Consider the following 26902-nt stretch of genomic DNA (forward strand, 5'->3'; position numbering starts at 1 on the left):
GGCGATGCGCATGCCGCCGCGCCCCCCGCATCCGCTACGAGGTCCGTGAATGGATATCGCCCTTTCCCACCATGCGCCGAACCGGCTCGGCACGCTGCGCGCACCCGACGAAGTCGAACGTGCGGTCGCACACCGGCTCGGGCCGCACCGGATGGCTGCACGCAGCCGCGATCCGTTTCATGCGGAGCTGTACGAAGTGCCGCTGCATCACGGCGCACTGCTCGAACTCTGCTACGGCCGCGAGACGCGCATCGATTTCGGTGGCGATGCCAATCATTTCCTGTTCAGGCTGACGCTTGCCGGCGCATGCGAGCTGCAGGCCGGCAGCGTCGTCGCGCGCGCCGGCCCCGGCGAGCTGACCGTGTCGTCGCCCGCGCTCGCCAGCCGGCTGAGCACGAGCCCCGATTGCCGCAACCTCGTGCTGCGGCTCGAACGCGGCGCGCTCGAACGCAAGCTGCAGGACATGCTGCAGGCCACGCTCACGCGGCCGCTGCAGTTCGATCCCGCGGCCGGCGGCGCCGGCACGGGCGCCGCGCGCCTGCTGCCGACTTTCGAATACCTGTGCCGGCTCGGCGCGCAGCCGGACGTCGGTACGGCCGCGACGCTCTTCGGCGCCGACCTCACCGCATGGCTGATGTCGCTGCTGCTCACCCACTTGCCGCATTCGTACAGCGATGCGCTCGCGCGCGGCACGCCGCCGCTACCGGCGCACGTGCGTCGCGCATGCGATCACGTCGACGCGCACCTGGGCGAACCGCTCGCACTCGCCACGCTCGCGGCGGTCGCGGGCGTCGCGCCGCGCACGCTGCAGCACGCGTTCCGCGCGTTCCTGCACACCACGCCGGCCGCGTACGTGCGCGAATGCCGGCTCGCCGCCGTGCACGCGGCGCTGCAACGCGGCGACGCACGCGGCGTGACCGACGTGCTGATCGCACACGGCATCCATGGCTTCGGCCATTTCGCGAAGGCGTATGCGCGGCGTTACGGCCACGCGCCTTCCGTCACCGCGAGGCAACCCCGATGACGCACGATGCAACCGGCCGCCCGGCGGCCCCGGCCCGCGCCGAATCCGCACCGCACGACAACGACCCGTCCGAACTGCGCGTGCAGGATCTCGATCTCAACTTGCTGAAGACGTTTCGCGCGGTCTTCGAGGAGCGGCACGTCGGCCGTGCGGCGCTGCGGCTCGGCGTCACGCAGCCGTCCGTCAGCTACGCGCTCGGCCGGCTGCGGCTGATGTTCCGCGACGCGCTGTTCGTGCGCACCGGCACCGGCGTCGAGCCGACGCCGCGCGCGCAGCGGCTCGCCTTGTCGGTCGACAAAGCGCTCGCGATCCTGCAGGACGTGCTCGACGAAGGCTCGCGCTTCACGCCCGACAGCACGCAGCGCGTGTTCCGCCTGCACATGAGCGATTTCGCGGCGAGCGCGTTCCTGCCGACGCTGCTCGCCGCGTTCGACCGGCGTGCGCCGGGCGCCGTGATCGAGACGCTGCACGTCGACGAATGCCAGCTCAACGTCGCACTCGAATCGGGGCGCATCGACTTCGCGCTCGGGCATTTCGCCGATGCGTCGAGCCACTTCCAGCGCACCGCGCTGCTGCACGAGCGCTGCGTGCTGCTGATGCCGCGCCGCACCGCGCGGCGCGTCGCGCTGCCCGACGACTACGTGCTCGATGGCGAGGCGCCCAATACGCTGCGCTTCGTCGCGGTCACGTCGCATCCGCAATCGATGCAGTTGCTGGAACGGCACGGACTGATGCCGCGCGTGCGCGCGGCGCTGCCCGATTTCATGGTGGTGCCCGCGCTGCTGCAGGACGGCGACTATGCTCTGATCCTGCCGGAGACGATCGCGATCACGTTCGCGGCGCGGCAGCCGTGCGCGCTGTACGAGATCGCCGGCGCCGGCGAATGGGCGGTCAACGCATACTGGCACCGGCGCTTCGACGCCGACCCCGGCCATCGCTGGCTGCGTGCGCTGCTGCTCGAACTGTTCAACATCGGCGAGCTGGCGCCGTTCGACGCATGGCTCGCGCCGCAGCCGCCCGCCTGCGCGTAACGGGGCAAGCGACCCGAGCGGCGCAAGCGGGCACCGGCGCGGGCCGGTCAGAACGACGTGAGCATGCCCGCGACGATCGAACTGGCGGTCGCGCCGGCCCGGGCGACCGCCACGCCGCCACCCGCCGCACCGTTGACGACGAAGCGTGCATGCGCACCGTTGCGCACCATCGCGGCGCCCGTGTACAACACCGTGCGCTTCGACAGCGGATAGTCGAAGCGGATGCCGTACGAATCGGCGTTGCCGTCGCTGTCCGCGACCTTGCGGTAATGGCCGACGCTCAGCAGCAGCGACGCGCGCCCGATCGGCACCGTCGCGCTCAGCTCCATGATGTCGCTGTGCGGATACGCGCTCTGGCTGTCGATCGCGGTCGCGACGTCGGGGCCGCCGCGATGGCGCATGTACAGCGCGGCAACCTTCACGACGCTGAAATCGTACGAAATCGCGCCCAGCGTGTAGTTGCCGTTCGCGGCCGGGCTCGTGTCGCCGAGCGCGGCCGCGGCCACCGGGCTGAACTTCTGCTGCATGTAGTCGACGTCGACCGACAGGCCGCCGCGCACGTAGTTGAGCCCGGCGCCGTACGTATCGCCGAGCGTCGCCGGCTGCCCGGCCGCGCCGTTGGTGCCGCGCGCGGCCATCGCGCGCAGCATGAAGCCCGCGTAGCGCGGCGACGTGTAGCGCATCGAGTTGCGCACGCGCAGGAACGCGGGCCCGACGAAGTTGTTCGTCGCGTTGCCCCAGGCGAGCCCTGCGCCGAGGCCCGGCAGGCTGTACGTGACGAGCGTCGTGTGCAGGATCGTGTAAAGCTCGCCGAACTGCACGCCGCCGAACGGCCCCGTGATGCCGACCCATGCCTCGCGGCCGAACAGTGCGCTGCTGTTCGACAGCGCGCCGCTTGCCGCATTGAAGCCATCCTCCAGCTTGAAGATCGTCGCGTAGCCGCCGCCGAGATCCTCCACGCCCTTCAGCCCCCACTGCGATGCGAACAGGTTGCCGCTGCCCATGCGCGTCACGTGGTTCGGCCCCGCGTTCGCGTATTCGATCGCGGTGTCGACGCGGCCGTAGAGCGTCACGCTCGATTGCGCGAATGCGGGCAGCGCCGCGCAGGCAAGCAGCGCGGCAAGCGGTACGGCAAGCCGGTCGGCCCGCCCGTTCGGTTGGTTCATCGTCATCGTCCCGTAGAGAGTCCGGCGCTGGTCGGCGTCGCGCCGCGTGGTGTGAAGCGCGTTCGCCGCGAAGGGCCAACGCCGCCGATCAAAAACGGGCCGAGTCTAGGAACGACAATTTCGGACGTCGACGCAATGCGCTCTATAACGCTTATAGATGCGCCGCATGATGCACGCGTGCCCCGCCGCAAGCGCGCTGCGCGGCGGCCGGCGCGCGCGACCCTGGTGTTTTCTTTATCCGGGTCGGTAAATGCCCGTGCGGCGCGGCTGTCACTCCGGCTATGGCGGCCGAATTTGGCCGACTACGCTGCGTCTCCGACACGTGCCCCCGCACGCTTTCGCGCCGCGACGGCGCCCGGCCCGCAAGGCCGCTGCCGCGCTTTTCCACCGCCCGCTCCTGGAGAATCCGCATGTCCGCATCCACGGCCCGCGCTGCCGACGGCAAGCGCTATACGTACGAATGGTATGTCGTCGTCATCTGCATGCTCGCGTACATCTTTTCGTTCGTCGACCGTCAGGTCCTCGTGCTGATGATCGAGCCGATCAAGCGCGACCTGCACCTGTCCGATACGCAGTTCAGCCTGCTGAACGGCTTCGCGTTCTCGCTGTTCTATGCGGTGATGGGGCTGCCCGTCGCCTATCTCGCCGACCGTTACGCGCGGCCGCGGATCATCTCGCTCGGCATCGCGCTGTGGAGCGTCGCGACCGCCGCGTGCGGGCTCAGCCAGCATTTCGTGCAGATGTTCATCGCGCGCATGGGCGTGGGCGTCGGCGAAGCCGCGCTGTCGCCCGGCGCGTATTCGATGCTCGCCGACTCCTTCCCGAAGGAGAAACTCGGGCGCGCGATCGCCGTGTATTCGCTCGGCTCGTTCATCGGCGGCGGCGTCGCATTCCTGATCGGCGGCTACGTGATCGCGCTGCTCAAGCATGCGAGCGCGTTCACGCTGCCGGTGGTCGGGCAGGTGCATGCGTGGCAGGTCACGTTCCTGATCGTCGGGCTGCCGGGGATCTTCGTGGCGCTGCTGTTCGCCGCGACCGTGCGCGACCCGCAGCGCAAGGGGCTCGCGCAGGATCGCTCGGGCGCCGTGCGGCGCGTGTCGATGCGCGATTCGCTGCGCTTCGTCGGCACGCATCGCGCGACCTTTTTGTGCCACTACCTCGGCTTCTCGTTCTACGCGATGGCGCTGTACTGCCTGCTGAGCTGGACGCCCGCGTTCTATATCCGCCGATTCGGGATGACGGCCGTCGAAGCCGGCTACACGCTCGGCATCGTGCTGCTGGTCGCGAACACGGCCGGCGTGTTCTGCGGCGGCTGGCTCAACGACTGGCTGCTGCGACGCGGCCGCGAAGACGCGCCGATGCGCGCCGGCGCAATCGGCGCCGCGTGCATGGTGATCCCCGCGACGCTGTTCACGCAGCTCGACTCGCTGCCCGCCTCGCTCGCGACGCTGGTCGTCGCGATGTTCTTCGCGTCGTTCCCGATGCCGACCTCGACCGCCGCGATGCAGACGCTCGCGCCGAACCAGATGCGCGCGCAGATCTCCGCGCTGTTCCTGCTCGTGTCGAACCTGATCGCGCTCGGCATCGGCACGACCGTCGTCGCGCTGTTCACCGACCGCGTGTTCGGCACGCCGGCGGCGGTCGGCCATTCGATGTCGATCGTCAACGTCGCGGCGGCCACGCTCGCCGCGCTGCTGCTCGCCGCCGGGTGCCGGCACTATCGCCGCAGCCTCGATCGCGAACGCGGCCATGCGTCGGCAGCCGCGCCGCAGACGGCCGAGACGGGCAACGCGATCGCCGCGCGTTGAACACCGGGCGCGACCAGGCCCAATCGGTCGCCCAACCATCATCCATGCTACTGATTACGGCATCGTTTTTTAATCGATTTGATTTATGCGATGCCCATCCCTATTCTCGATCGCATGACGGCACGGCATCTGCCGCGCCGCGTTCTCCCTACCCCACGAATTGACCCATGCAAGCGAACCGCCACCAAGTCCGGATCGACGCGCTGATCGACGCGGCGCAGGACATCCGCTGTTTCCGGATTTCGCGCGTCGACGGCCAGCCGTTCGACGCATACGAACCGGGCGCCCATATCGACGTCACCGCGCCGTCCGGCATCACGCGGCAGTATTCGCTGTGCGGCAACCCCGACGAGCGCGGCAGCTACCTGTTCGCGGTGAAGAAGGAGGCGCAGTCGCGCGGCGGCTCGCGTTCGCTGCACGACGACGTGCAAGTCGGCGCCGAGTTGTCGATCGGCGCGCCGCGCAACCTGTTTCGCCTGGCGGATGACGCGAGCGAGCACGTGCTGATCGCGGCCGGCATCGGCATCACGCCGCTGCTGTCGATGGCGTATGCGCTGCACAAGCGCGGCGCGCGCTATCGGCTGCACTACTTCGCACGCAACCGCGAGCACGCGGCCTTCGTCGCCGAACTGTCGGCCGAGCCGTTCGCGTCGCGCGTGACGTTCCACTACGGGATCGAGCCCGCCGCGCTCGCGACCGAGCTGGGCCGCTGCGTCGAATCGGTCGACGCGCATGCACACGTCTATACGTGCGGCCCGGGGCCGTTCATGGATGCGGTCGTCGCGGCAGCCGCGACCCGCCTGCCCGACGCGTCGATCCATCTCGAGCGCTTCGCGGCGGAACCGGCCGCCGCCGATGCGGGCAATACCGATGCGGGCGCCAGCCCGGCCGATGGCTTCGAAGTGCGCCTGCAGCGCAGCGGACAATCGGTACGCGTCGCGCCCGACACGTCGATCGTCGACGCACTCGCGCGCATCGGCATCGCGGTCGACACGTCATGCGGCGAAGGCGTGTGCGGCACCTGCATGGTGCCCGTCATCGACGGCGAGCCCGATCATCGCGACCACTGTCTCAGCAAGGCCGAGCGCGCGAGCAACACGGTGATCTGCTGCTGCGTGTCGCGTGCGCGCTCGGCGGTGCTCGTTCTCGATCTCTGACGCACGCGGCACGCGGCACGCGTCGCGCTCGCTCGGGACGTCTCGGGTCGTCGAACCGCTCGATGCCCTCCGCCAGCGACGCGTGCACTCACGCGTGGCCTTCGCCTCGTGGGTCACGCGTCGCCCAATCGCTCGACAAACTCCGCCAGCAATACGCGCACTCACGCATTGCCTCCGCCTCGTGGGTCGCGCGTCGCCCAATCGCTCGACGAGCTCCGCCAGCAACGCGCGCACTCACGCGTGGCCTTCGCCCTCATGGATCACGCGTCGTCGAAACGCTCGACGAGCTCGGCCAGCAGGTTGCGCATCCACGCGTTGCCCTCGTCTTCATGGAAATGCTCGTGCCAGTGCATCGTCACCGGCGCGGGCGGCAGCGTGACGGGCAGGTCATAAAGCCGGAACGCGTTGTCGCGATTCAGGATCTGCGCGAGCCGCTTCGGCAGCGTCGCGTACAGGTCCGTGACCGACAGCACGCTCGGCAGCGCGACGAAGTGCGGCACTTCGAGCGCGATGTTGCGGCCCACGCCCTGCGCGCGCAGCGCATCGTCGAGCGCGTGGTGGCTGTGCTCGACCGATTTCACGTTGACGTGCGCGGCGCGCACGAACTGGTCGAGGCTCAGCGCCGTGCCGCTCGGCACCCCGCGCCGGCGGCCCGTCATGCACACGTAGGTTTCCTCGAACAGCACCTGGTGGCGCGTGCGCGGCATCAGCTCCGGCAGGTTGCCGATCGCGAAATCCAGCCGGCTCGCGCGCAGCGCTTCCTCGATCTCCTCCACCGGCAGCGGCTGCACGCTCAGCGTCACGCGCGGCGCGCGCTCGCGCAGCGCCTGGCAGATCGCCGGCAGGTACGCCATCTCGCCCGCATCCGACAACGACAGCCGGAACGTGCGCGTGCTGGTGGCCGGGTCGAAGCGCTCCGCGTAGCGCAGCGCCACGCGCACCATGTCGAGCGCCTTGCCGACGATGCCCGCGAGTTCGAGCGCGACCGGTGTCGGCTGCATGCCCGAGCGCGTGCGCACGAACAGCGGATCGTCGAACAGCGTGCGCAACCGGCCGAGCGAATAGCTGACGGCCGGCTGCGACAGCGCGAGCCGCTCGCCGGCCTTCGTCAGGTTGCGCTCCTCGACGATCGCCTGGAATACGCGCAACAGGTTCAGATCGAGATGATCGACCGAAGTCATCGCAGCCTCCATTATTTGCCGAATTTATTGACCAGCCAATTTTAGATCAATTTGACGGATAAGTAGCGGGAGACGAGACTGGGCATTCGACACCGCGCGCTGCGCGGCCCGATTTCGCGACTCTTTCCCCACGACAACGATGAGCGACATTTCCTGCCAGACGATCGACACCCGCGCGCTGCATGGTCTCGCGCAACCCGACCGCATCGCGCCCGCGATGTATCACGATCCCGCGCTGTTCGAAGCCGAGCTCGACCGCATCTTCTACCGCACCTGGATCTGGGTCGCGCACGCAAGCGAGCTGCCGAACCCGGGCGACTTCATCACGACGACGATCGGCCGCCAGCCGGTGATCGTCGTGCGCGACAGGACCGGCGAAATCAACGTGCTGCAGAACCGCTGCCGCCATCGCGGCGCGACCGTGTGCGAATCGCACAAGGGCAACGCGAAGGGCTTCACGTGCCCGTACCACAGCTGGTCCTACGCGCTCGACGGCACGCTGCGCGCGCTGCCGTACGGCGACGGCTACGAAGGCGTGTGCGAGAAAGGCGACCTGCCGCTCGTGAAGCTGCGCGTCGGCGTATACCAGGGGCTGATCTTCGCGAGCTTCAACGACGACATCGAACCGCTCGAGGATTTCCTCGGCGGCGCGAAGCCGTGGATCGACCTGTTCATGAAACAGGGCGCCGGCTACCCGATCAAGGCGAACGGCGAGCACAAGTTCAAGTTCAAGGGCAACTGGAAGATCCAGCTCGAGAACACGACCGACCTCTATCACTTCCCGGTCGTGCACAAGTCGTGGATGAAGTCGATCGACGACGAGACAGCCGCCGCGATCACGAGCTTCATGACGAGCGAGGATGCGTTCTGCCGCGGGCTCGGCAACGGCCACAGCCTCGCGGTGCTGATGCCCGAGCTGATCGACCTGGACGACGACGACGGCGCGTCGCTACCCGAACGCTTCGCGCCGCTCGCGGCGAAGCTCGCCGAGCGCCACACGCCGGAAGCAGTGCGCCGCATCGTGCGCTCGCTGATGGGCGTCGGCTTCAACCTGAACCTGTTCCCGAACCTTGCGCTGTCGATGGCGTTCTTCCGCGTACTGCGGCCGATCTCGGCGAACGAAACCGAGATCCGTCACGTCGCGCTCGCGATGGACGGCGGCCCCGACGAAGCGAACCGCGAGCGGCTGCGCATCCACGAGCACTTCCAGGGCCCGTTCGGTTTCGGCAGCCCCGACGACGCGGAAGCATGGGAGCGCGTGCAGCGCGGCGCGCACGCGGGCCCCGACGTGCCGATCCCCGTAAATCGCGGGCTGAACCGCGAGACGACCGCGGCGAACGGCGAAACGACCGCCCATGCGACCGACGAAACCGGCATGCGCGAGGCCTACCGGCAATGGCGCAAGATGATGGAGCAACAATGATGGACGACCGCAACGCCCTCTTTTCCGAGCAGACCTTCGCCCGCGCGGTCGAATTCGTGTGGCGCGAAGCCGAGATGCTCGACCGCCGCGACTATCGCGCGTGGCTCGACCTGTGGGATCCGGCCGGCCACTACGTGGTGCCGATCGAACCCGATACGACCGACTTCGCCGCAACGCTGAACTACGTGTTCGACGACCAGGACATGCGCGAGAAGCGCGTGCAGCGGATGGTGTCCGGCTATTCGGCATCGGCGACCGACGCCGCGCGCACGGTGCGCACCGTGTCGCGCTTCACGCTGGAAAGCGGCAGCGCCGACACCGTCGAGCTGAAGTCGGCGCAGGTCGTCGTCGCATACAAGCGCGGCGTCGCGACGCTGTTCGCGGCCGATGTCACGCACAAGCTGCGCGTCGATGCCGAAGGCGAGATGCGGATCGCCGAGAAGGTCGTGCGCCTGATCGATTCGACCGAAGCGCTCAGCGCGATCGGCTTCCTGCTGTAAGCCATGGCCGGTTCGCCGCTGCAAGTGCAATGGTGAACCGGCAACCTTCACCTTTCCGGACGACCATGCCCACACTCGAGGTTTTCCTGCCGGCCGGCCACGACGACGCCCGCAAGGCCGAGCTGATCGCGCGGCTGACGGGTGCGACCGTCGATGCGATCGGCGCACCGATCGAATCGGTGCGCGTGCTGCTCACTGAATTGCCCGCGACGCACATCGGCCTCGGCGGCCGCAGCGCCGCGGACGGCGCGCCGCCGTCGCTGCCCGTGATCGTCGCGATCCTGATCGCCGGCCGCACCGATGAACAAAAGCGCGCGCTGATCGCCGCGCTGTCCGACGCCGGCGCGAACGTGCTCGACGCGCCGCTGCAGGCCACACGCGTGATCATCAAGGACATCCCGAACACCGACTTCGGCATCGGCGGCCAGACCGCGCGGGCGCTGGGACGCTGATCATGCGCCGCGCGTCGCTGCCCGGCCGTGACGCGACGCAGTCGTTACGCGTGCGTCCCGGCGAGCGGCAGCGTCACGCGGCAGTCGAGCCCGCCGCCATCGGCCGGGCTCGCACCGATCCGGCCGCCGTGGCGCGTCACGATGCTCTTGCACAGCGACAACCCGATCCCGTTGCCGCCGGCCTTCGACGACGAGAAGCCGTCGAACAGCCGGTCGTGCGCGCCCATCGCGATCCCCGGGCCGTTGTCGATCGCGCGCAGCTCGGCGTGCCCGCCGACGTGCGCGGTGCCGAGCGTCAGCGTGCGCGGCACGCGTTCGCACCCGGCGAACGCCTCGATCGCATTGAACGCGAGATTCAGGATCACCTGCCCGATCAGCACGCGCTCGCAGCGGATCGGCAGCGGCGCGTCGGCCTGCACGATCGTGACCGTCACGCCGGCCTCCTTCGCGCGCAGCTCGATGAAGTACGCGACGTCCGCGAGAATGTCGCGCAGGTCGGCGAGCGCGACGACCGGCTCGCGCTTCACGATGAACTCGCGCACGCTCTTGATGATCAGCGCCGCATGCTCGGCCTGCCGGTCCGCGCTGCGCAGCCCCCAGATCGCGTCGTCGATGGCGCCGCGCGCGTTCAGCCGCTGCACCGCACCCTCGATGAAATTGCGCACGGCCGCGAGCGGCTGGCTCAGCTCGTGCGCGATCACGCTCGCCATCTCGCCCATCGCGTTGTAACGGCCCGCGTGTTCGAGCATGCGCGCCTCGACGCGGCGCGCGTCCTCGATCGCGACTTCGTCGCTCACGTCGCGGAACTGCACGAGCAGCCCGTCGAGATCGCCCTCGATCTCGACTTGCCGGCACAGGATGCGCAGCCAGCATGGCGAGCCGTCGCGCCGCACGATCCGGTAGCGCTGCGGTGCGGACGGGTACGCGGACGGCGCATCGCGCAGTTGCGCGACGAGCCGGTCGCGATCGGCCTCGGAACAGTAGTCGAGCACCTCGCCGGGCGCCTCGTCGGGCGCGAGGCCGAGCACGCGGCGGCCCGACTCGCTGATGAACTGTACGCCGCCGTGCGGCGTCACGACCGCGATGCCTTCGTCGAGATCCTGCATGAATTCGCGCAGCCGCGCCTCGTAGCGGCGCAACTGCTGGCGCACCGCCTCTTCCGCACTGATGTCGCGGAACTGCACCATCACGACGTCGCGCCCGCGCAGCGGCACGTAGGTGGCGGTCGCCTCGGACAGCATGTCGACACCCGTGCGCGACCGGTAGCACCACTCGTACACCTGCGGACCGTCGACGCGCGCGCGGTCCCACGCGCTCACCGCGATCTCGCGCCGGTATTTCGGTTCGGGGCGCGTCATGTCCGGCGCCTTCAGCGGCAGCAGTTCCTCGACGGAAAAACCGAGCGCGATGCACGCGGCGCGGTTCGCCCACACGATCGCCCGGGTGTGTGCGTCGTGCAGCAGCACGCAGGTCGTCAGCGCGTCGAGCAGCCGGTGGAAATCGTCTTCGTCGGGGAAACTCATGATCGGCGTCGGATGAGGCCGCGCGGCATCGCGCGGCCGGCAACCCAACATAGCACCGGCGCGCGCCGCCCGCATCTGAAGATTTCTTTAGTGCGGCGCGGAATGTCACCAGTCGCACGGCCCAACGCACCAATTGCCGCGCGTTTTCGGCGTTTCTAGACTGGCTGCATCGACGTGACCACCCCGCATTCGAACCCCGATCCGCCCCAGGAGACAGCCATGACCCACGCCGCCCTCGCCCTCCATACCGCGCCGAGCACCCCTCACGCGGCCAGCGAACCGGCCGCCCGGCTGTCGCCGCTCGACGCCGTGATCGAGACCGTCGCCGCGCGCCGCGAAGAATTCGACCGCCTGTCGCACGTGCCGCGCGACGTGATCGCGCTGTTCAAGCAGGCCGGCATCTATCGCGCGGGCACGCCGCGCCGCTTCGGCGGCGATGCGCTCGCGCCGGCCGCGTTCCTCGACATGATCGAACGGATCGCGACCGCCGACGGCTCGGCCGCGTGGGTCGCGAGCTTCGGCTCCGCCAACGTGTATCTCGCCGCGCTGCCGCTTGAAACCCAGGCCGAACTGTATGCGAGCGGCCCCGACCAGGTGTTCGCCGGCGGCCTGTTCCCGGTGCAGCCGGCCCAGCCCGCGCCCGGCGGCTGGCGCGTGAACGGCACGTGGAAATTCGCGAGCGGCTGCAAGGGGGCCGACTGGCTCGGCGTCGGCATCGCCGTGCCGGGTGCGCACGACGCCGCGCCGAACAAGCCGCGCACGGCCGTGTTCCGCGCCGATCAGGTCGAGATCGTCGAGAACTGGAGCGTGGTCGGCATGCAGGGCACCGGCAGCCACGACCTGCGCATCGACGACCGCTTCGTGCCCGAAGCGTGGACCTTCGTGCGCGGCGGCGAACCGACCGTCGACGAGCCGCTGTACCGCTATCCGACCGTCGCGTATGCCGCGCAGGTTCTGGCCGTCGTGAACCTCGGCCTCGCACGCGCGGCGCTCGACGTCGCGAACCGCATGTCGGGCGGCCGCCAGACGACGACCGGCGCACCGCGCCTCGCCGATCGCGCGTACTTCCGCATCGAGCTCGCGAAAGCCGAAGCGCAGCTGCGCTCCGCGCGCGGGTTCTTCTACGACGCCACCGATACAGTGTGGCAATCGATTCTCGCGGGCCGCCCCGTGACGCCCGACCAGGTCAGCCTGTTGCGGCTCGCGGCCACGCAGATCGCTCGCGAAGGCGCGAGCGTCGTCGAACGCGCGTACCGGCTCGGCGGCACGGCGGCGATCTACCGGTCGCATCCGTTGCAGCGGCTGCTGCGCGACGCGATGGTCGTCACGCAGCACGCGTTTCTCGCCGAAGGCAACTTCGACGGCGCCGGCGCGGTGTTTACCGGCGTCACGCCGTTTCCCGGCTATCTGTAACCGGCTGCCGACCGACGCTGTTTGTCTGAACGTGCATGACGCCGATGCCGATGTCGAAGCCCCCTCGCCGGCCGGCCCGTGCACTCAACCGATTCCTCTGGAGAACCTCGCATGTCCGATTCGAATCCGCTGCCGCTGCGCGTCCTGTTCTGCTGTGGCGTGTCGCAAAACTTCTTCGACCTGCCGCGCGAGAAGATCGGCGAAGTGTGGCAGGCGTACGGCGCGATGCTCGCCGCCGTCGAAGCGATGCCCGGCGTGCGCGTGCTCGGCGTGATGGACGACGACCGCCTCGTGGTCGGCCAGGCCGACGGCGCACCGTGGACCTTCTACATCATGGCCGACGTCGCCGACTTCGACACGACGGTCGCCGTGTGCAACCTGTATCGCACGACGCCGGTCGGCGAATACAACCTGTGGCGCTACGGCAAGATCGAAGCGCGCGTCGGCCGTGCGCTGACGGTGCCGCCGGCCGCGCAACCCGCGGCGTGAGGCGCGCGATGACCGACCTGTCTCCCGGCCTGGTCGATGCGCTCGCGCAGCGTCTGGCAGCGCTCGACGCCGAGCGCGCGGTGCGCGCGACGATCACGCGCTACATGGCGCTGTGCGACGTGCCCGAGGATGCCGGCGACGGCCCGTCGCTCGCCGATCTGTTCGCGCCCGATGCCGTGTGGGAAGGCGTCGGCCCGCAGTATGCGCGCAAGTTCGGCCGCCTCGAAGGCACGGCCGCGATCGTCGCGATGCTGGGCCGCTACCTGCCGCCCGATCCGCACTTCTCGGCGAACCTGCACTTCCTGACGTCGGAGTCGATCGAGATCGATGCCGGTCACGCAAGCGCACGCGGCCGCTGGATCATGCTGCAGGCATCGCGCTACGCGGACGGCGCGGCCGAACTGATCGCCGCCCGGCTGACCGTCGATTTCACGCCGGCCGGCGACGGCTCTGCGTGGCTGATCCGCCATTTCCGCACCGAACGCGTGCTCGACGGCCCGTGGCCGCTCGCCGTCGCGCCACGGTCCTGACGCTTTCCAACGCTTGCTCACGATACCGACCATGACAGGCTTCATCGACCCCTTCACGCTCGGCGGCCCCGGCCCCACGATCGCGATCAAGGACACGATCGACATCGCCGGCCATCCGACCCGCGCGGCAAGCCGTGCGCTCGCCGATGCACCGCCGGCCCCTCGGCACGCGGACGTCGTCCGCCTGCTGCTCGACGCGGGCTGGCAGATTGCCGGCAAGGCGAACATGCACGAGCTCGCGTTCGGCATGACCGGCATCAACGACTACACGGGCACGCCCGTCAATCCGCAGGACGCGACGCGCATTCCGGGCGGCTCGTCGAGCGGGTCCGCTTCGCTCGTCGGGCTCGGCACGGTCGATGCGGCGCTCGGCACCGATACGGGCGGCTCGATCCGCGGGCCGGCCGCCTGCTGCGGCGTGGCCGGGATGAAGCCGACGTTCGGCCGCGTATCGCGGCGCGGCGTCGCGCCTGCCGCAACGACGCTCGATTGCGTCGGGCCGTTCGCGCGCGATATCCGCACGCTGGCCGCGGTGATGGCCGCGATCGCGCCGGGCTTCGACCCTACGCAAGCGGCGGCCTCCGCCGCGGGCTGCACGGTCGCGCACATCACGGTCGACGCCGATCCGGCCATCGCCGCCGCGCTCGACGCGGCCGTGCGCGCATCGGGCCTGCACGCGCACGCGGCCGTGCTCGACGAAATGCCGGCGTCGTTCGCGGCAGGGCTCACCGTGATCAACGCGGAAACGTCCCGCGCGTTCGGCCATCTGGTCGCGACCGGCAAGCTCGGCGCCGACCTCGATGCACGATTGCGTGCGGCCGCAACGACCACGCCCGCGGCATTGAAAGAAGCCGAAGAAGTCCGCGCACGCTTCACCGCGCAGGTCGACGCCGCGCTCGAACACGCGGACGTGCTCGTGCTGCCGACGTTGCCCGCGCTGCCGATCACGCTGCGGCAGGCGCGCGACGGCGTTTCGGTGATCGCGATGTCGTCGCTGATCCGGCCATTCAACCTGAGCGGCCATCCGGCGCTCAGCCTGCCGCTGCCGCTGGCCGGTTCGCCGCTGAAGGCCGGCCTGCAGATCGTCGGGCGCAAGGGCGCGGACGAGCAGGTCTGCGCCCTTGCGGCACACTTCGAAGCGGCACTCGCCGCATGAACCACGATGCGGGCGCCGCCGCACCCGGCACGCGTTCGCGAACCAGGGAATCACGCACCATGTCAGACCGAGTCGTCCTCGTCACCGGCGCCGCGCGCGGGCTCGGCGCCGTCATCGCCGAACGCTTTCATGCAGCCGGCTACCGCGTCGCGCTGGCCGATATCGCCGCCGACGCCATTCACGCGCATGCACGCGCACTCGACCCGAGCGGCGAACGCGCGATCGCGCTGCCGCTCGACGTCACGTCCAAACGCGATTTCGAAGCCGCGCGCGATGCGCTCGTCGCGCGCTGGGGCACGATCGACGTACTCGTGAACAACGCGGGCGCATCGAAGGTCGTGCCCGCGATGGAGATCACGGCCGAGCAGTTCGACCAGGTGATCGACGTGAACCTGCGCAGCGTGCTGTTCGGCTGCCAGGTGTTCGGTCAGTACTTCGCGACGCGCGGCGCGGGCCGCATCGTCAACATCGCGTCACTCGCCGGACAGAACGGCGGCTCGGCGACGGGCGCGCACTACGCGGCCGCGAAGGGCGGCACGCTGACGCTGACCAAGGTGTTCGCACGCGATCTCGCCGCGCAGGGCGTGACCATCAACGCGATCTCGCCGGGCCCGCTCGATCTGCCGATCGTGTATGAAAGCGTCGCGCCGGAGAAGCTGCGCCAGGTGCTCGCGAGCCTGCCGGGCGGCAAGCTCGGCTCGGCAGGCTTCGTTGCGGATGCCGCCGTGCTGCTCGCTTCGGGCGACGCGCATTTCGCGAACGGCGCGTGCTGGGACATCAACGGCGGGTTGTACATGCGCTGAGCGCTGCGTGAAACGCCTCGCCGCGCCGCCGGCAGGCCCTATCGCGACGGCTCCCCGTCGTCGCCCCACACGACCATCACGTCGCGCACGAGCGCGGCGATCGATGTCGCGCCGAGCTTCTCCTTGATGCTCGCGCGATGCACGTCGACGGTCTTCACGCTGATCGACAGGTCCGCCGCGATCTGCTTGCTGCCCTTGCCGTCCACCACGCCGCGCAGCACTTCCTTCTCGCGCGCGGTCAGCGCATCGAGCCGCTGGCGCAGCTCGCGGTGACGCCGGCTCACCGCGTGCCGCTGCTGCGCGAGCCGCAGCGCGCGTTGCACGCGCTCGAGCATCTGCTGCGAGTTGTACGGCTTCTCGACGAAATCGATCGCGCCGTTCTGCAGCGCGCGCACGGACATCGGGATATCGCCGTGCCCGCTGACGAAGATCACCGGCAGCGTCGCGCCACGCGCGTTCAGTTCGGCCTGCACGTCGAAGCCGCTCTTCTCCGGCATCCGCACGTCGAGCACCAGGCACGCGGGCAGGTTCACGTCGAAGCGCGCGAGAAAATCGGTCGCGTTCGCGAACCCTTCGGACGCGATGCCGACCGATTCGAGCAGCCACGCGAGCGACGTCCGCATGCCGTTGTCGTCGTCGACGATGTATACGATCGGTGCGGGTGACGTCATCGCGGGTGTCTCACGGAATATCGGTATGGGTATCGTACGCGCCGCATACGGGGCCGGTTGCCGGCGCGTCGCGCGCGTCGTTCGCTGGGGATGTGCGGCACATCATAACGAGCCGAAAACCCGCTGAACACCCCTTCACGGGCCGCTCGAACGCGCAATCGCGCTTTTTTTCACGCGGTACGGCGCGCATCTAGGTAGAACCTTTAGACGCGTTGGCGAGAACGCCATCTCGATCGTCAATCGTGCGAATGGTCGCCGGCATTTTCGCGACGTACGCTTGGGTCATCGTCGGCGATCCGGCGCTGCAGCGGCAGCGCCGCGCGATCGCCGCTTTCGTCCACTCAGGAGCGTCCATGTCTTCCACGACCGATATCCAGCGACCGGCACGCGTCGAGCCGACCGACGCGCAGAAGGCCTTCCGGCAAGCGATGGCTCACCTCGGTGCGGCCGTCAACGTGATCACCACCGCCGGGCCGCACGGCCGCTGCGGAATCACCGCGAGCGCCGTGTGTTCCGTCACCGATACGCCGCCCACGCTGCTCGTGTGCCTCAACCGGTCGAGCGCGATGCGTGCGACGTTCGAACGCAACCGCCACGTCTGCATCAACGTGCTGCCGGCCGAGCATGAGCCACTCGCGCGGCATTTCGCGGGGCTGACCGACCTGCCGATGGACCGGCGCTTCGAGCTGCCCGTGTGGGATCGCGGCGAGCAGGACGTGCCGGTGCTGCGCGACGCGCTCGCGAGCCTGCAGGGCACGATCGCCGACTTGAAGGAAGTCGGCTCGCATTCGGTGATGTTCATCGAGGCGACGTCGATCCGCGTGCGCGACGACGGCGACAGCCTGATCTACTTCAGCCGCGCGTTTCATCGCGTGTCGCGCACGGCCTGCATGCGGTGAATGGTGCGTGTCGCGCGTGACTACGCGGCGGCCCGCAACGCGCGCTGCCCGGCCGCCAGCGCGGCGCCCGCGAACAGCGTCAGCGCCGAATACACGAGCCCGCGCGCGAGCCCCGCGCTGTCCGACACCCAGCCGATCGCGACCGGCCCGGCGATCTGCCCGAATGCGAAGACCGTCGTGAACGCGCTGATCCCTTTTGCCCAGCCGTCGGGCGGCAGGTTGTGGCGCACGAAGGCCGTCGTCGATGCGACGGCCGACAGGAACGTCGCGCCGAACAGCACGCCCGACGCGAACGCGGCCACCGGATGCACGAACATCGCCGGCATCAGCGTCGCGACGCCGAGCAGCGCGTTGAGCACGGCGAGCGCCTGGCCGCCGCGCATCCGGTCGAGCAGCCCCGACCACAGCCGCGCCGACACGACGGTCGCGACGCCAAGCATCACGTAGAACGCGGCGACCACCGTGCCGCTCATCCCCGCGCCGCGCAGCAGCGCGACGATGAACGTCATGTAGCCGATATAACCGACGCCGAACAGGCCGTAGCCGGCCAGTGCGAGTGAGAAGCGTCCGGGGCTCGCGGTCGCGACCGGCGCCGCGCCGTCACGCGGCGCGGCCGGTGCCGCGTGCACGCGCTCGATGTGGCGTGCGGCCGATACGGCCACCGCCGAGAACAGCACGCACGCGAACGCGAGCGCGAACCACGCCGGCTGCCAGCCATGTACGCCCTGCGTCAGCGCGGCCGGCACGAGCAGTGACGCTGCGACGATGCCCCATCCCGTGCCGCCGTAGTAGAGCCCGAGCAGCAACCCCGCATCGCGCGGCGACGCCGACGCGAGCCGCGCGGCCAGCACGCCGCCGCTGATGAAGATCAGCGCGCTGCCGACGCCGGTCGCGAGCCGCTGCACGAGCAGCGCGTGCATGCCGGACGTGAGCCCGCATGCGGCCATCAGCAACGCGGTCAGCACGCATCCGGCCGCCAGCAGCGTGCCCGCGCGCCAGCGCCGCGACAGCCACGGAAACGCGAGTGCGCCGACCAGGTAGCCGGCAGCGTTCGCCGTGTTCAGCGCGCCGGCCTGCGCGAACGTCCAGCCGAGATCGGCCTTCATCGGCGGCAGCAGCAGCGCATACGAAAAGCGCGCGAGGCCGAGCGCGATCGCGCTGCCGAGCGACAGGCCGATCGCGAGCCGCCACGCGGCGATGCGATCGGGGTCGCGGTCAGGGTAGGTACCGGTCGCGCCGGTGTCCGGCTGCGGCGGCCCGACCTGCTCCGGTTGCGGCGCTGCGCGCATCGCATGTCTCCTTTGTCGTTCGAAGCCGCGGCAAGTCGACACGGCGGAACCGGTGTTCCGCACGCGGCAATCCCGACTGTCGAGGCTTCCGATTCTGTCGAACGATCATACTTGAGCCGTCGCGGGCCGGCATGCGTTGGCGACAGGAACCCGGCCGCGGCAGCCGGATCGTCGATGCAGCGCCCGCCGCGGGCCCTCGCGGGCGCGCTTCGGCCCCTTGCCCGCGCTACCCTCGCAACCCCGCCATGAAGGCGGTGAACAACGCGCGTCCCTCGGCCCATTCCGCCAGTCCCGCTTCCGTATTCAGATGGCCGCGCGGGCCGAGCAGCAACGGCGTCGCACCACGCTCGCTTGCCCACGCCATGCCGCGCCCGCACGGGTCGTACCCGTCGTCCGAACTGGCGATCGCCAGCACCGGCAAGCCGCCGAAATCGCCGCCCGGTAGATCCGCGAACGCACTGGCCGCGGCCGGAAACCGCGGGCCGCCCGGATCGGGCACCGCAACGAGCCACGCGGCGCGCACGACGCGCGTCGACGCCGCACGCCAGTGCGCGAACAGCAGGCAACCCAGCGAATGACAGATCAACACCGGCGGCGTCGCGGCTTGCGCAACGGCTTCGTCGAGCGCGGCCATCCAGTCACGCAGGTCGGGCGCATCCCATGACGCAGGCGCCAGGCGGATAGCGCCCGGAAGCACGGCCTCCCAATGGCTCTGCCAATGATCCGGTCCCGAGTTGCCGATCCCCGGCACGATCACGATCGTCTGGTCCATCTCCGTCTCCCTCTTCATGAACAGGCGAGCTCGCAGTCTGGTCTGCCGGAAACCGGCCGGGAATGGCAAATCATCGGATATTGAGACAATATGCCGATGAATTAACGGAGCGGGAAAGCGGACATGTCGAACGGAGAACTCGATCGCCTGGATCTTTCGATCCTCGAGGCGCTACAGGAAAACGCGCGGATGCCGCTGTCCGAAGTGGGCCGACGCATCGGGCTGTCGCAGCCCGCCACGTCGGAGCGCGTCAAGCGGCTGGAAGAACGCGGCATCATCGCGGGCTACGGCGCGCGAATCGACCCGGCCGCGCTGGGGTTGGGGATGATGGCCATCATCCGGCTGAAGACGACGCACGAACACATCAAGCCCGCGCTGCGCGCGTTCGCCGAGATGCCGCACGTCATCGAGGTCCACCGGATGACCGGCGAGGATTGCTTCCTGCTGAAGGTCCTGGTGCCGACACCGGGACAACTGGAAACCCTCATCGATGCGATTGCCCGCTTCGGCGCGGTCACGACGTCGCTGGTGCTGCGGTCCGAGCCGGCCAAGCCGCTCGGCAAGGCGCTGCTCGGTTGACGCGGTCAGCGGGCCGCTGACGCGCCGCCGATAACCGGCGACGCGTGCGCACGCATGCCCGCCTCGAACGACCTCGATCGCGGCGCTCGAAGTCGACCGAATTCCCGATGAAAAATCGCCGAATGCGATGCGTCGATTCCGATTCCGGTCATTGAGAAAATGACATCGAATCCTTTATCCGCTTTAGCCGTGTTTTACGGCACGCGATCCAGAAATCCCCAATGTTTAGCACGTCTTAGCTAAAAACCTTGCAACGCATTGCATTCGTAAATTCATCAGACTAATATCAACGCCACTCGCCGTGCATTCACGAAATGCGTGATGAGGAGTGGCAACTTTTTAGCCGCGATTTCATGTTGAAACGCTCATGTTCACCACAGGAGAATTGACATGCAGGACACCCAGCAGATCGAATTGCTTGACTGGATGCAGGAAGACACGCACCCCGAGGCCGTCGACATGATGGTCGAGGACGCCGTGGTGCCGTTCGGCACCGCGCTCTGGCCGGTCTGAGCGGGCCACCCGTTCTCGCGGAAGGGCCTCGGCCCTTCCGCCGCTTCCGGAGACACGCATGCTGAACCTGCACCGCGCGCTGGGCTTCCACCCCGCGCTGCGCGACAAGCTGGCGCGCGGCGAGTCGGGAAAACTGCTGGTCGGCCATGACACCCGCAACCGCGACATCGCGTTGCGCGCGTTTTCCGCCCTGCCCGATTCGCTCGACGCGACCACGCTCTGCCTCGAAAGCACCCCGCCCGCCGAGATCGCCGCCGCGCTCGATCGCGCCGATCTGTTCGTGCTGCTGTACGACTCGTCGTGCCTGCCGACGCCATCGCCGAGCGGGCCGCCGTTCCTCGCCGCGATCCGGCCTGCGATCGTCGAGCACTGGAGCAAGTCGGTACTGTTCAAGGATTACGGCCCGCATCTCGACGAGGCGTTCGCCGAATCGCTCGACGACATCGCGGCGCGCAACGGCCGGCTGATCGACGCGGCCGCACGCGCCTCGCAGATCCGCTTCATCGACGAAGCCGGCAACACGCTGACGGGCTCGCTCGCGCCGGACCAGAAATGGACAAGCGTGGACGGTATGGGCAACCTCGACGTCGTGCCCGGCGAGATCGCGACGCACGTCACCGATCTCAACGGCTCGGTCGTCTTCAGCGGCACGTTTCTCGGCACCGTGCCGTTCGCGATCAAGTACAAGGTGGCCGACCGACTGGCCACACTGCAGGTCGAGAACAGCACGATCGTCGGGTTCGACACCGACAACGAAGGCTTCCGCCGCGATTTCTCGACCTATCTCGACCGGCATGCGAATCACCGGCGGATCGAGGAATTCGGCATCGGCACGAACCTCGGGATTCGCGGGCTGTACGGCCGCAACGCAGGGTTCGAGGAACGCCATCCGGGCCTGCACCTCGGGCTCGGCGGCGGCGAAAACGGCAGCCACCATCTCGACCTGATCTTCGCGCGCGGCACGCTCGCGCTCGACGACAGGATCGTGTTCGACGGCGCGTTCGCCGTCTGACGAAGCGGCTGCGTGCTCAGGCTTCGGCGGCTGCCGTGTCGCCGAGCCACTTGTACATCACGAGGCTGTCGACGAAGCCGAACCGCGCGTGACGATACGCACGCGGCAGGCGGCCGACGATTTCAAATCCCAGCTTCTGCCACAGCGCGACCGCCACCTCGTTCGTCGAGACGACCGAGTTGAACTGCATCGCGAGGAAGCCGCGCTCGCGTGCAACCTGCTGCGAATGCTCGCACATCAGGCGCGCGACGCCGCGGCCGCGCGCACTCTCGCTCACCATGTATCCGCAGTTGCTCACGTGATTGCCAGGGCCGGCTGCGTTCGCCTTCAGATAGTACGAACCGAGCACGGCGCCGTCCTCTTCGGCGATCCACGTGCAGAGCGGCGCGTCGAGCCACAGTGCGCGCGCCGCTTCCTGTGTCGGCGCCGAATCGAATGCATAGGTTTCCTGAGCGGCGACGATGGCGCGGTAAGTCGGCCAGAAGCGCGGGAAATCGTCGACGGTCATCGGGCGAATCGTGATCATGCGGAGTCTCTCGTGATTGGCATGCCGGCGGCAATGCCAGCGATCGTACCGTGATTCAGGAACGGCCGCTGTCCCGTTGCGCCGCGCTGCGATACGCGCCCGGCGGCACGCCGTACCAGCGCTTGAACGCCTGCGAGAAGCTCGACAGATCGCTGAAGCCGAGCCGCTCCGCCACGTCCGCGAGCGACAGGCGCGCGTCGCCGAGCAGCGTCTCGGCCATCGCGCCGCGCGCCTGCGCGAGCAGCGCCCGGAACGTCGTGCCCTCTTCCTGCAGCCGGCGCTTGAGCGTGCGCGGGCTCGTGTTCATCAGCCGCGCCATGTCCTCGAGCGAGAACGGCGCGGGGCCGGGCGTCGCGGTCAGGTATTGGCGCACCATCTCCGACGTGCCCACGCGCGCGCGCCGCGCTTCGAGCAGCTGGCCGCACATCTGTTCGCACATCGACACCGTCAGCGGATTCGCGTGCGGCAGCAGCCGGTCGAGGAACACGCGGTCGAATGCGAGGCTGTTCGCGCGCGCCGAAACCGAGCACGCACATCCCGTCTTCCTCGCGGTACGTGGTCACCGTAAACGCATAGGTGAGCGGTAGAAAGCGAAGCGCCAGCGCATCGCGCGCGGTCGCGCTCGCGATCAGCCCGTAGCCCCACACGCCGTACGCGGAGAAGTGATAGCGCTGGCCGACCTCGAACCCGAGGCCCGGCGCGCGCCCGAGCGCGCGCAGCAGGTTGCCGGTCAGCCGCAGTTCCTGCGCGGCCGTCACCTCGACCTTCGGATCGTCGAGCTGTCCGTTCGCGAGCACCTTGCCGGCCAGCAGCGTCGTGTGCGGCACGCCGCGTTCGTCGCCGAAATCGACCAGCAGCCGGGCGCTGGCCGGACTTCGGGTGAAATCCCAGAAGCTCATGCGGAGAAACCCTCGAAGCGCCGATTTGGCCCAAATACTGAAACAATTATCCCGAAGCAGGTCGCGCCGCCACCGCCCATGGTTTTCGATCCAGTTTCCGGGATTGGGCCAGTGAGCACGGCTATGCCCACGACCTCGCCGAACGCGCTTTAGCTCATGCCGTCAAGAATCAAGTTGAGGCAGCCTATCATCGTACCGATCTTCTGGAACAGCGACGACCGCTCATGGAAGCTTGGGCGCAGCACGTCGCACCGGGCAACTAAAGGGCATATGGGTTACATGGATGAGCGATACCACGAGACCTTTCGGATTCGAAAAAGCCGCCGAACAAAACCGCTTCGCGCTGCGCGAAGTTGATCCCCAGCGATAGCGTCAACAGACCCGCGTGACTCATGGCGCTTAACTGCTTCTGCACCTCGGTCAACCAGTTGACCCAGCCGGTAGGCAACCGCAACGCGTCGGCATCCATGCCAGTGACTGGACCTCCCGCGGCCCCTCGACCAACGGATCGCCTGACTTCGTCACAGGCTCTCTAGCCTCCGCGAACGTTCTCTTGCTTGGGGCGGGCCTGGCCCTCACGCGACAATGCCGCCCGGTGGTCACTCAGGTCTCCTCAAGCAGCTTGCGGGACGCGAACAGTTCAGCATCGCTGCGGATACCAAGCTTGCGAAACGCCGATTGCTTTTGCGCACTGATCGTCTTGGGGCTTCGGGAGAATTTCAACGCGATGTCGGACACGGACATGCCCGCGAGATAACAACGCAGCACCTCATGCTCGCGCGGGCTGAGGCGCAAGTCGGCTGACAGGCCGGAATCTGATCGTGGCCCGCCAACATCACTTGAGCTTGTCGGTTCGGCCACGCGCGGATCCGGCGCCGCACCCGACAGAATGCGGTTCGCCAACTCGGCACTAATATAGGATCGACCGCTCGCAACGACGCGGATAGCGTTCGCGAGTTCTCTAAGACTTTCGCTCTTGCCGAAGAAACCGAGCGCGCCAGCGCGCATCGTCATGGTCACTGTTGCCGGCGTATCGCTACTGGACGTCATTAAAATTCGACAGTCTGGAAAGCGCCGATTGACTAGCGTGACGAGATTGAGACCATCGATCTCACCCGGGCCAAGCGAGTAGTCGAGCAGGACAACATCCGCGTGATTCGCCTCGAGCCAGCGGATCAAGTCACGCGATCTTGCAAAGCTCCCCACGACATTGATGTCGGCCTTCTCGGTCAGGTAACTGGCGATCCCATGCTGAACGACCGCGTGGTCGTCGAGGATCACGACTTGGATCGGCTGCTGCTCTGACCTCATTGTTACCCCTTAAATCGACGCGATGCGGCGACGAGCGATTAAATCCTTCCCGTCCGCGCCATGCCGCTATGTTTGTTCCGCAAGTTTACAGGGTTTAGAAACAATTTTTAAGCCTCCGAGCCAAGCAGCGAAAGCAGACGTATCTGCCTCGGCCGCCGGCTGCGTTGCGTTCGCGCAACGACGGACATATGATGGTAGGTCCGTTTTCCGGAGTATCGCGGCGTGCACCGGGTCCGACAAAGATCCACGAAGCATCACGCATTCGTCCGGCCAACAATTTGGTGGAGAACGTGATCAACCTGAAGTTGAAGCGATGTGCAATATTGGCTGGCGTAATGGCCTGGCTGCTCTCCTCGGTCGGCTGGGCCGCCCCGGAGCCACAGTTCACGGCTGAGGAAAAAGCATGGATTGCAGCGCACCCGACGGTGCGAACCTATGTCGATCCCGACTGGCGCCCGTTCGAGTTTCGTGAACGCGGGAAAGCAGTCGGCATCGTGCCGTCGTATCTCGACGCCGTGTCTCGTATTAGCGGATTGCGTTTCGAATATGTCGAAGGTGTCGCGTGGCCCAATGCCTACCATGCATTGTTGTCCGGAGACATCGACATGGTTCCAGATGTGTCGGCAAGCGCAGACTCTTCGCGCTATCGCAACACGACCAGCCTGAGCCGGCCCTATTTTGTGGGCACTGTGGTCGTGGTCGCTCCTGCCAGCCTCAACTTGTTCACCGATTTTGAGAGTCTCGCCGGCCGCCGTATTGCAATCAAACGCGGCGGCGCGCTGGAATACGCGATACGGAATAGCGGCGTTCCAGTGACGTTGCTGAGCTACAACAACGAGTACAGCGCCCTCGCCGCCGTCGCCGATGGAAAGGCCGACGTCGCCATCGGTCCCGACATGTCGATCCTACCGCTGGTCCGCAGGCAATTCCAAGGCGAGTTGTTTCTGTCAGGTGGCTTGCCAGATCGGCCCTACGCGCTGTCCCTGGCGACGCGCCGAGACAATCCGATCCTCGCATCGATACTCGACAAATCAATCGCGGCAATCCCGGCGCGCGACACGGAAAGTATTCCACGCGAATGGCTCCAATCTGCCGACTATGGCAAACCAACCTTTCAGTCGATCCTTTACTACCACCGCTGGCAAGTCGCTACCGGCTGCGCCTTGCTGTTCGCGTTGGTGGCAATTGCGGTGGGGTCATGGCGTGCGCGCGCCGCCGCTATCGGCAGCGCGCGCGAAAAAGCCATGTTCTTCGCGTTCATCAGTCACGAAATCCGCACGCCGATGCATACGATCCTATCGTCGTTGGAGTTGCTGCAGCGCGCAAAGCTTGCGCCAAAACAGGCAAGCCAGGCCGACGCCGCAGTCGCGGCATCGGAATCGCTACTCACGCTCCTCGACGACATACTCGACTATTCCCGGCTCGAGTCGCGCAACGTAGCCCTCGTACTCGAACCCACGCAGGTCGGCCCGTGGATAAGGGACAGCGTCGAAATGGTCCGCTGGCGCATCGACGAGAAGTACCTCGACTTCTCGCTCGAACTCGGGTGTGCAGCCGAACTATGCCTGCTAATCGATCCAGTGCGCACTCGGCAGATCGTGCTGAACTTGCTCGTAAACGCGATCAAGTTCACGTCGACCGGCTCGGTGGAAGTGCACGTCGATTACCTCGAAGGCAATCCCGAAAGCGGCGGCTCGCTCCTGCTTGAAGTCCGTGATACTGGAGTCGGCATCCCTTCCGAACGTCAACGCCACATCTTCGAACCATACCAGCGCGTCGAAGAACCCGGCGGCCGACGCGTGACCGGAAGCGGGCTCGGTCTGTCAATCTGCCACGAACTTGTCGATCTGATGAAAGGCGAGATTACTGTTGACAGCGGTTCCGACAAGGGCACTGTCTTCACAGTAATCTTGCCTGCGCGGCGTGTTCGGCCGACCACAAAGCCGGGCACTACCATGCCGGCAACACATGGCACGCCGTCACTTCCGCGCGTCGCCAGTCCGCTCGCCGTCGAAGCGCTGGCGCGAAACGCCAAAGGCCCCATGATTCTCGTCGTTGACGATCACGAGGCCGTACAGCACGCCATTGAGCATCAGCTTGAAGCGCTTGGATGCCGTCCAGCTGTTGCCACCAACGGAGGGCAAGCACTCGAACGCTTCGAGTGTGCTCACTATGACATGGTGCTATTAGACTGCGACCTGCCAGACATCGACGGCTATACAGTCGCGCAACGCATGCGCGCCAGCGAGCAGCGACGCGAGCGGTCGCGCACTCCGATCATCGCGATTTCGGCATCGACGGACAGCGCACACAGCGAACGCTGCTTCGACAATGGCATGGACGGCGTGCTCAGCAAGCCTTTGCGACTCGACGCGCTGCTTCAGATCATCGACCTGTGGTGCCCAACTTTAGACCTGGAGCAGGGCACCGCGCCCACCGCTCCTTCGCAATCGCTACAGTCCGACTTCCGCAAGACCTACCTGCACTGCGTTGACACCGATCTCGACGCGCTCAGCGACGCGTTGTCAGCCGGCGATTCCGCGCGCGCGCTTCACGCGGCTCATCGCATCAAAGGGGCCGCATCGATCGCCGGTCATAGCGCAACCAGCGAGTTGGCGTCTAAAATCGAACGGCGGTTGCAAGCGAGCTCTGGTGGCATTGCGCCCGACGTTTATGCACTGTATGACACCCTGTCGCACCAGCATCGCACCGATATGGATAACTGCGTTGCAGGTGAACGGCGTCTCGGCGACGCATCCGCATAGGTGGCGCCGA

At 67.6% G+C, this 26902-nt stretch carries 26 protein-coding genes and 1 pseudogene; 17 read left to right on the forward strand and 10 right to left on the reverse strand.

What is annotated here, in order from left to right; genetic code table 11:
• Window positions 1-49 precede the first annotated feature (49 nt).
• Together ACPTTC_RS30085 and ACPTTC_RS30090 are read left to right on the forward strand one after the other, a co-directional pair.
• The gene (locus ACPTTC_RS30085; protein ID WP_423395099.1) at window positions 50-1024 is read left to right on the forward strand and encodes an AraC family transcriptional regulator; all 975 of its coding nucleotides are present in this window, start codon (window positions 50-52) and stop codon (window positions 1022-1024) included.
• Window positions 1021-2055, forward strand: a complete 1035-nt coding sequence (locus tag ACPTTC_RS30090) for a LysR family transcriptional regulator (protein WP_423395100.1) — start codon at window positions 1021-1023, stop codon at window positions 2053-2055. The genes ACPTTC_RS30085 and ACPTTC_RS30090 overlap by 4 nt, the downstream gene beginning before the upstream one ends.
• 47 nt (window positions 2056-2102) lie before the next feature.
• Here ACPTTC_RS30090 and ACPTTC_RS30095 read toward each other — a convergent pair whose 3' ends face one another.
• Window positions 2103-3221 (reverse strand): porin, encoded by a 1119-nt coding sequence (locus tag ACPTTC_RS30095; protein ID WP_423395101.1) that lies wholly within the window; start codon window positions 3219-3221, stop codon window positions 2103-2105.
• A gap of 410 nt (window positions 3222-3631) precedes the next feature.
• Between ACPTTC_RS30095 and ACPTTC_RS30100 the strand changes: the two genes are divergently transcribed.
• Window positions 3632-5029 carry a spinster family MFS transporter gene (locus ACPTTC_RS30100; protein WP_423395102.1) on the forward strand — a complete coding sequence of 466 codons (1398 nt, stop codon included), beginning with the start codon at window positions 3632-3634 and terminating at the stop codon, window positions 5027-5029.
• Between the two features lie 167 nt (window positions 5030-5196).
• Window positions 5197-6186 carry a PDR/VanB family oxidoreductase gene (locus ACPTTC_RS30105; protein WP_423395103.1) on the forward strand — a complete coding sequence of 330 codons (990 nt, stop codon included), beginning with the start codon at window positions 5197-5199 and terminating at the stop codon, window positions 6184-6186.
• Window positions 6187-6446: 260 nt separating this feature from the next.
• Here ACPTTC_RS30105 and ACPTTC_RS30110 read toward each other — a convergent pair whose 3' ends face one another.
• Window positions 6447-7367 carry a LysR family transcriptional regulator gene (locus ACPTTC_RS30110; RefSeq protein ID WP_423395104.1) on the reverse strand — a complete coding sequence of 307 codons (921 nt, stop codon included), beginning with the start codon at window positions 7365-7367 and terminating at the stop codon, window positions 6447-6449.
• Window positions 7368-7506: 139 nt separating this feature from the next.
• Here ACPTTC_RS30110 and ACPTTC_RS30115 point away from each other — a divergent pair, with 139 nt between their 5' ends.
• The 3 genes from ACPTTC_RS30115 (at window position 7507) to ACPTTC_RS30125 (ending at window position 9742) form a co-directional block, all read left to right on the forward strand.
• Window positions 7507-8790 (forward strand): aromatic ring-hydroxylating oxygenase subunit alpha, encoded by a 1284-nt coding sequence (locus ACPTTC_RS30115; RefSeq protein ID WP_423395105.1) that lies wholly within the window; start codon window positions 7507-7509, stop codon window positions 8788-8790.
• Complete coding sequence (locus tag ACPTTC_RS30120; RefSeq protein ID WP_423395106.1) at window positions 8787-9290, forward strand: aromatic-ring-hydroxylating dioxygenase subunit beta; 504 nt, start codon at window positions 8787-8789, stop codon at window positions 9288-9290. Before ACPTTC_RS30115 ends, ACPTTC_RS30120 begins: the two co-directional genes overlap by 4 nt.
• A gap of 65 nt (window positions 9291-9355) precedes the next feature.
• On the forward strand, window positions 9356-9742 hold the full coding sequence (locus tag ACPTTC_RS30125; protein ID WP_174429285.1) for a 2-hydroxymuconate tautomerase family protein: 387 nt from the start codon (window positions 9356-9358) through the stop codon (window positions 9740-9742).
• Between the two features lie 44 nt (window positions 9743-9786).
• Here the strand turns inward: ACPTTC_RS30125 and ACPTTC_RS30130 are convergent, their stop codons facing one another.
• Window positions 9787-11340: an ATP-binding protein gene (locus ACPTTC_RS30130; RefSeq protein ID WP_423395107.1), complete on the reverse strand. Its 1554-nt coding sequence runs from the start codon at window positions 11338-11340 to the stop codon at window positions 9787-9789.
• Window positions 11341-11484: 144 nt separating this feature from the next.
• Here ACPTTC_RS30130 and ACPTTC_RS30135 point away from each other — a divergent pair, with 144 nt between their 5' ends.
• The 5 genes from ACPTTC_RS30135 to ACPTTC_RS30155 all read left to right on the forward strand — a co-directional run bounded on the left by ACPTTC_RS30135 (window position 11485) and on the right by ACPTTC_RS30155 (window position 15656).
• Window positions 11485-12678: an acyl-CoA dehydrogenase family protein gene (locus ACPTTC_RS30135; RefSeq protein WP_423395108.1), complete on the forward strand. Its 1194-nt coding sequence runs from the start codon at window positions 11485-11487 to the stop codon at window positions 12676-12678.
• 111 nt (window positions 12679-12789) lie between these two features.
• Entirely contained in the window at window positions 12790-13167 is a 378-nt protein-coding gene (locus tag ACPTTC_RS30140; RefSeq protein WP_226201243.1) for a hypothetical protein, read from the forward strand.
• 8 nt (window positions 13168-13175) lie between these two features.
• Window positions 13176-13697 (forward strand): nuclear transport factor 2 family protein, encoded by a 522-nt coding sequence (locus tag ACPTTC_RS30145; protein ID WP_423395109.1) that lies wholly within the window; start codon window positions 13176-13178, stop codon window positions 13695-13697.
• Between the two features lie 31 nt (window positions 13698-13728).
• A complete protein-coding gene (locus ACPTTC_RS30150) occupies window positions 13729-14853 on the forward strand; it encodes an amidase (protein WP_423395110.1) in 1125 nt (374 codons plus the stop codon).
• A gap of 59 nt (window positions 14854-14912) precedes the next feature.
• The gene (locus ACPTTC_RS30155; protein ID WP_423395111.1) at window positions 14913-15656 is read left to right on the forward strand and encodes an SDR family NAD(P)-dependent oxidoreductase; all 744 of its coding nucleotides are present in this window, start codon (window positions 14913-14915) and stop codon (window positions 15654-15656) included.
• A 38-nt stretch (window positions 15657-15694) separates the two neighbouring features.
• Here ACPTTC_RS30155 and ACPTTC_RS30160 read toward each other — a convergent pair whose 3' ends face one another.
• A complete protein-coding gene (locus ACPTTC_RS30160; RefSeq protein ID WP_175954205.1) occupies window positions 15695-16327 on the reverse strand; it encodes a response regulator transcription factor in 633 nt (210 codons plus the stop codon).
• Between the two features lie 353 nt (window positions 16328-16680).
• Here ACPTTC_RS30160 and hpaC point away from each other — a divergent pair, with 353 nt between their 5' ends.
• A complete protein-coding gene (gene hpaC, locus ACPTTC_RS30165; RefSeq protein WP_423395112.1) occupies window positions 16681-17226 on the forward strand; it encodes a 4-hydroxyphenylacetate 3-monooxygenase, reductase component in 546 nt (181 codons plus the stop codon).
• A 20-nt stretch (window positions 17227-17246) separates the two neighbouring features.
• On the opposite strand, the gene ACPTTC_RS30170 is transcribed toward hpaC, so the two are convergent.
• Both ACPTTC_RS30170 and ACPTTC_RS30175 read right to left on the reverse strand, forming a co-directional pair.
• Window positions 17247-18515, reverse strand: a complete 1269-nt coding sequence (locus ACPTTC_RS30170; protein ID WP_423395113.1) for a YbfB/YjiJ family MFS transporter — start codon at window positions 18513-18515, stop codon at window positions 17247-17249.
• A 226-nt stretch (window positions 18516-18741) separates the two neighbouring features.
• Entirely contained in the window at window positions 18742-19287 is a 546-nt protein-coding gene (locus ACPTTC_RS30175) for an RBBP9/YdeN family alpha/beta hydrolase (RefSeq protein ID WP_423395114.1), read from the reverse strand.
• Window positions 19288-19410: 123 nt separating this feature from the next.
• Between ACPTTC_RS30175 and ACPTTC_RS30180 the strand changes: the two genes are divergently transcribed.
• From ACPTTC_RS30180 to ACPTTC_RS30190, 3 genes are all read left to right on the forward strand, one after another.
• The gene (locus ACPTTC_RS30180) at window positions 19411-19866 is read left to right on the forward strand and encodes an Lrp/AsnC family transcriptional regulator (protein ID WP_059861100.1); all 456 of its coding nucleotides are present in this window, start codon (window positions 19411-19413) and stop codon (window positions 19864-19866) included.
• 390 nt (window positions 19867-20256) lie between these two features.
• Entirely contained in the window at window positions 20257-20379 is a 123-nt protein-coding gene (locus ACPTTC_RS30185) for a hypothetical protein (protein ID WP_006766865.1), read from the forward strand.
• Between the two features lie 58 nt (window positions 20380-20437).
• A complete protein-coding gene (locus ACPTTC_RS30190; RefSeq protein WP_423395115.1) occupies window positions 20438-21391 on the forward strand; it encodes a leucyl aminopeptidase in 954 nt (317 codons plus the stop codon).
• A 16-nt stretch (window positions 21392-21407) separates the two neighbouring features.
• Here the strand turns inward: ACPTTC_RS30190 and ACPTTC_RS30195 are convergent, their stop codons facing one another.
• From ACPTTC_RS30195 to cblR, 4 genes and pseudogenes are all read right to left on the reverse strand, one after another.
• The gene (locus ACPTTC_RS30195; protein WP_423395116.1) at window positions 21408-21917 is read right to left on the reverse strand and encodes a GNAT family N-acetyltransferase; all 510 of its coding nucleotides are present in this window, start codon (window positions 21915-21917) and stop codon (window positions 21408-21410) included.
• A gap of 55 nt (window positions 21918-21972) precedes the next feature.
• Window positions 21973-22816, reverse strand: a pseudogene (locus ACPTTC_RS30200) (helix-turn-helix domain-containing protein).
• 259 nt (window positions 22817-23075) lie between these two features.
• Window positions 23076-23285 carry a hypothetical protein gene (locus ACPTTC_RS30205; protein ID WP_423395117.1) on the reverse strand — a complete coding sequence of 70 codons (210 nt, stop codon included), beginning with the start codon at window positions 23283-23285 and terminating at the stop codon, window positions 23076-23078.
• A 134-nt stretch (window positions 23286-23419) separates the two neighbouring features.
• Window positions 23420-24127: a cable pilus system response regulator transcription factor CblR gene (gene cblR, locus ACPTTC_RS30210; RefSeq protein WP_423395118.1), complete on the reverse strand. Its 708-nt coding sequence runs from the start codon at window positions 24125-24127 to the stop codon at window positions 23420-23422.
• Window positions 24128-24417: 290 nt separating this feature from the next.
• On the opposite strand from cblR, the gene ACPTTC_RS30215 reads away from it, so the two are divergent.
• Window positions 24418-26892, forward strand: coding sequence for an ATP-binding protein (locus ACPTTC_RS30215; RefSeq protein ID WP_423395119.1), 2475 nt, complete (start codon window positions 24418-24420; stop codon window positions 26890-26892).
• The last annotated feature ends 10 nt before the right edge of the window (window positions 26893-26902 follow it).

It is taken from the genome of Burkholderia mycopellens (genome assembly GCF_964265025.1).
Taxonomy (GTDB): Bacteria; Pseudomonadota; Gammaproteobacteria; order Burkholderiales; family Burkholderiaceae; genus Burkholderia.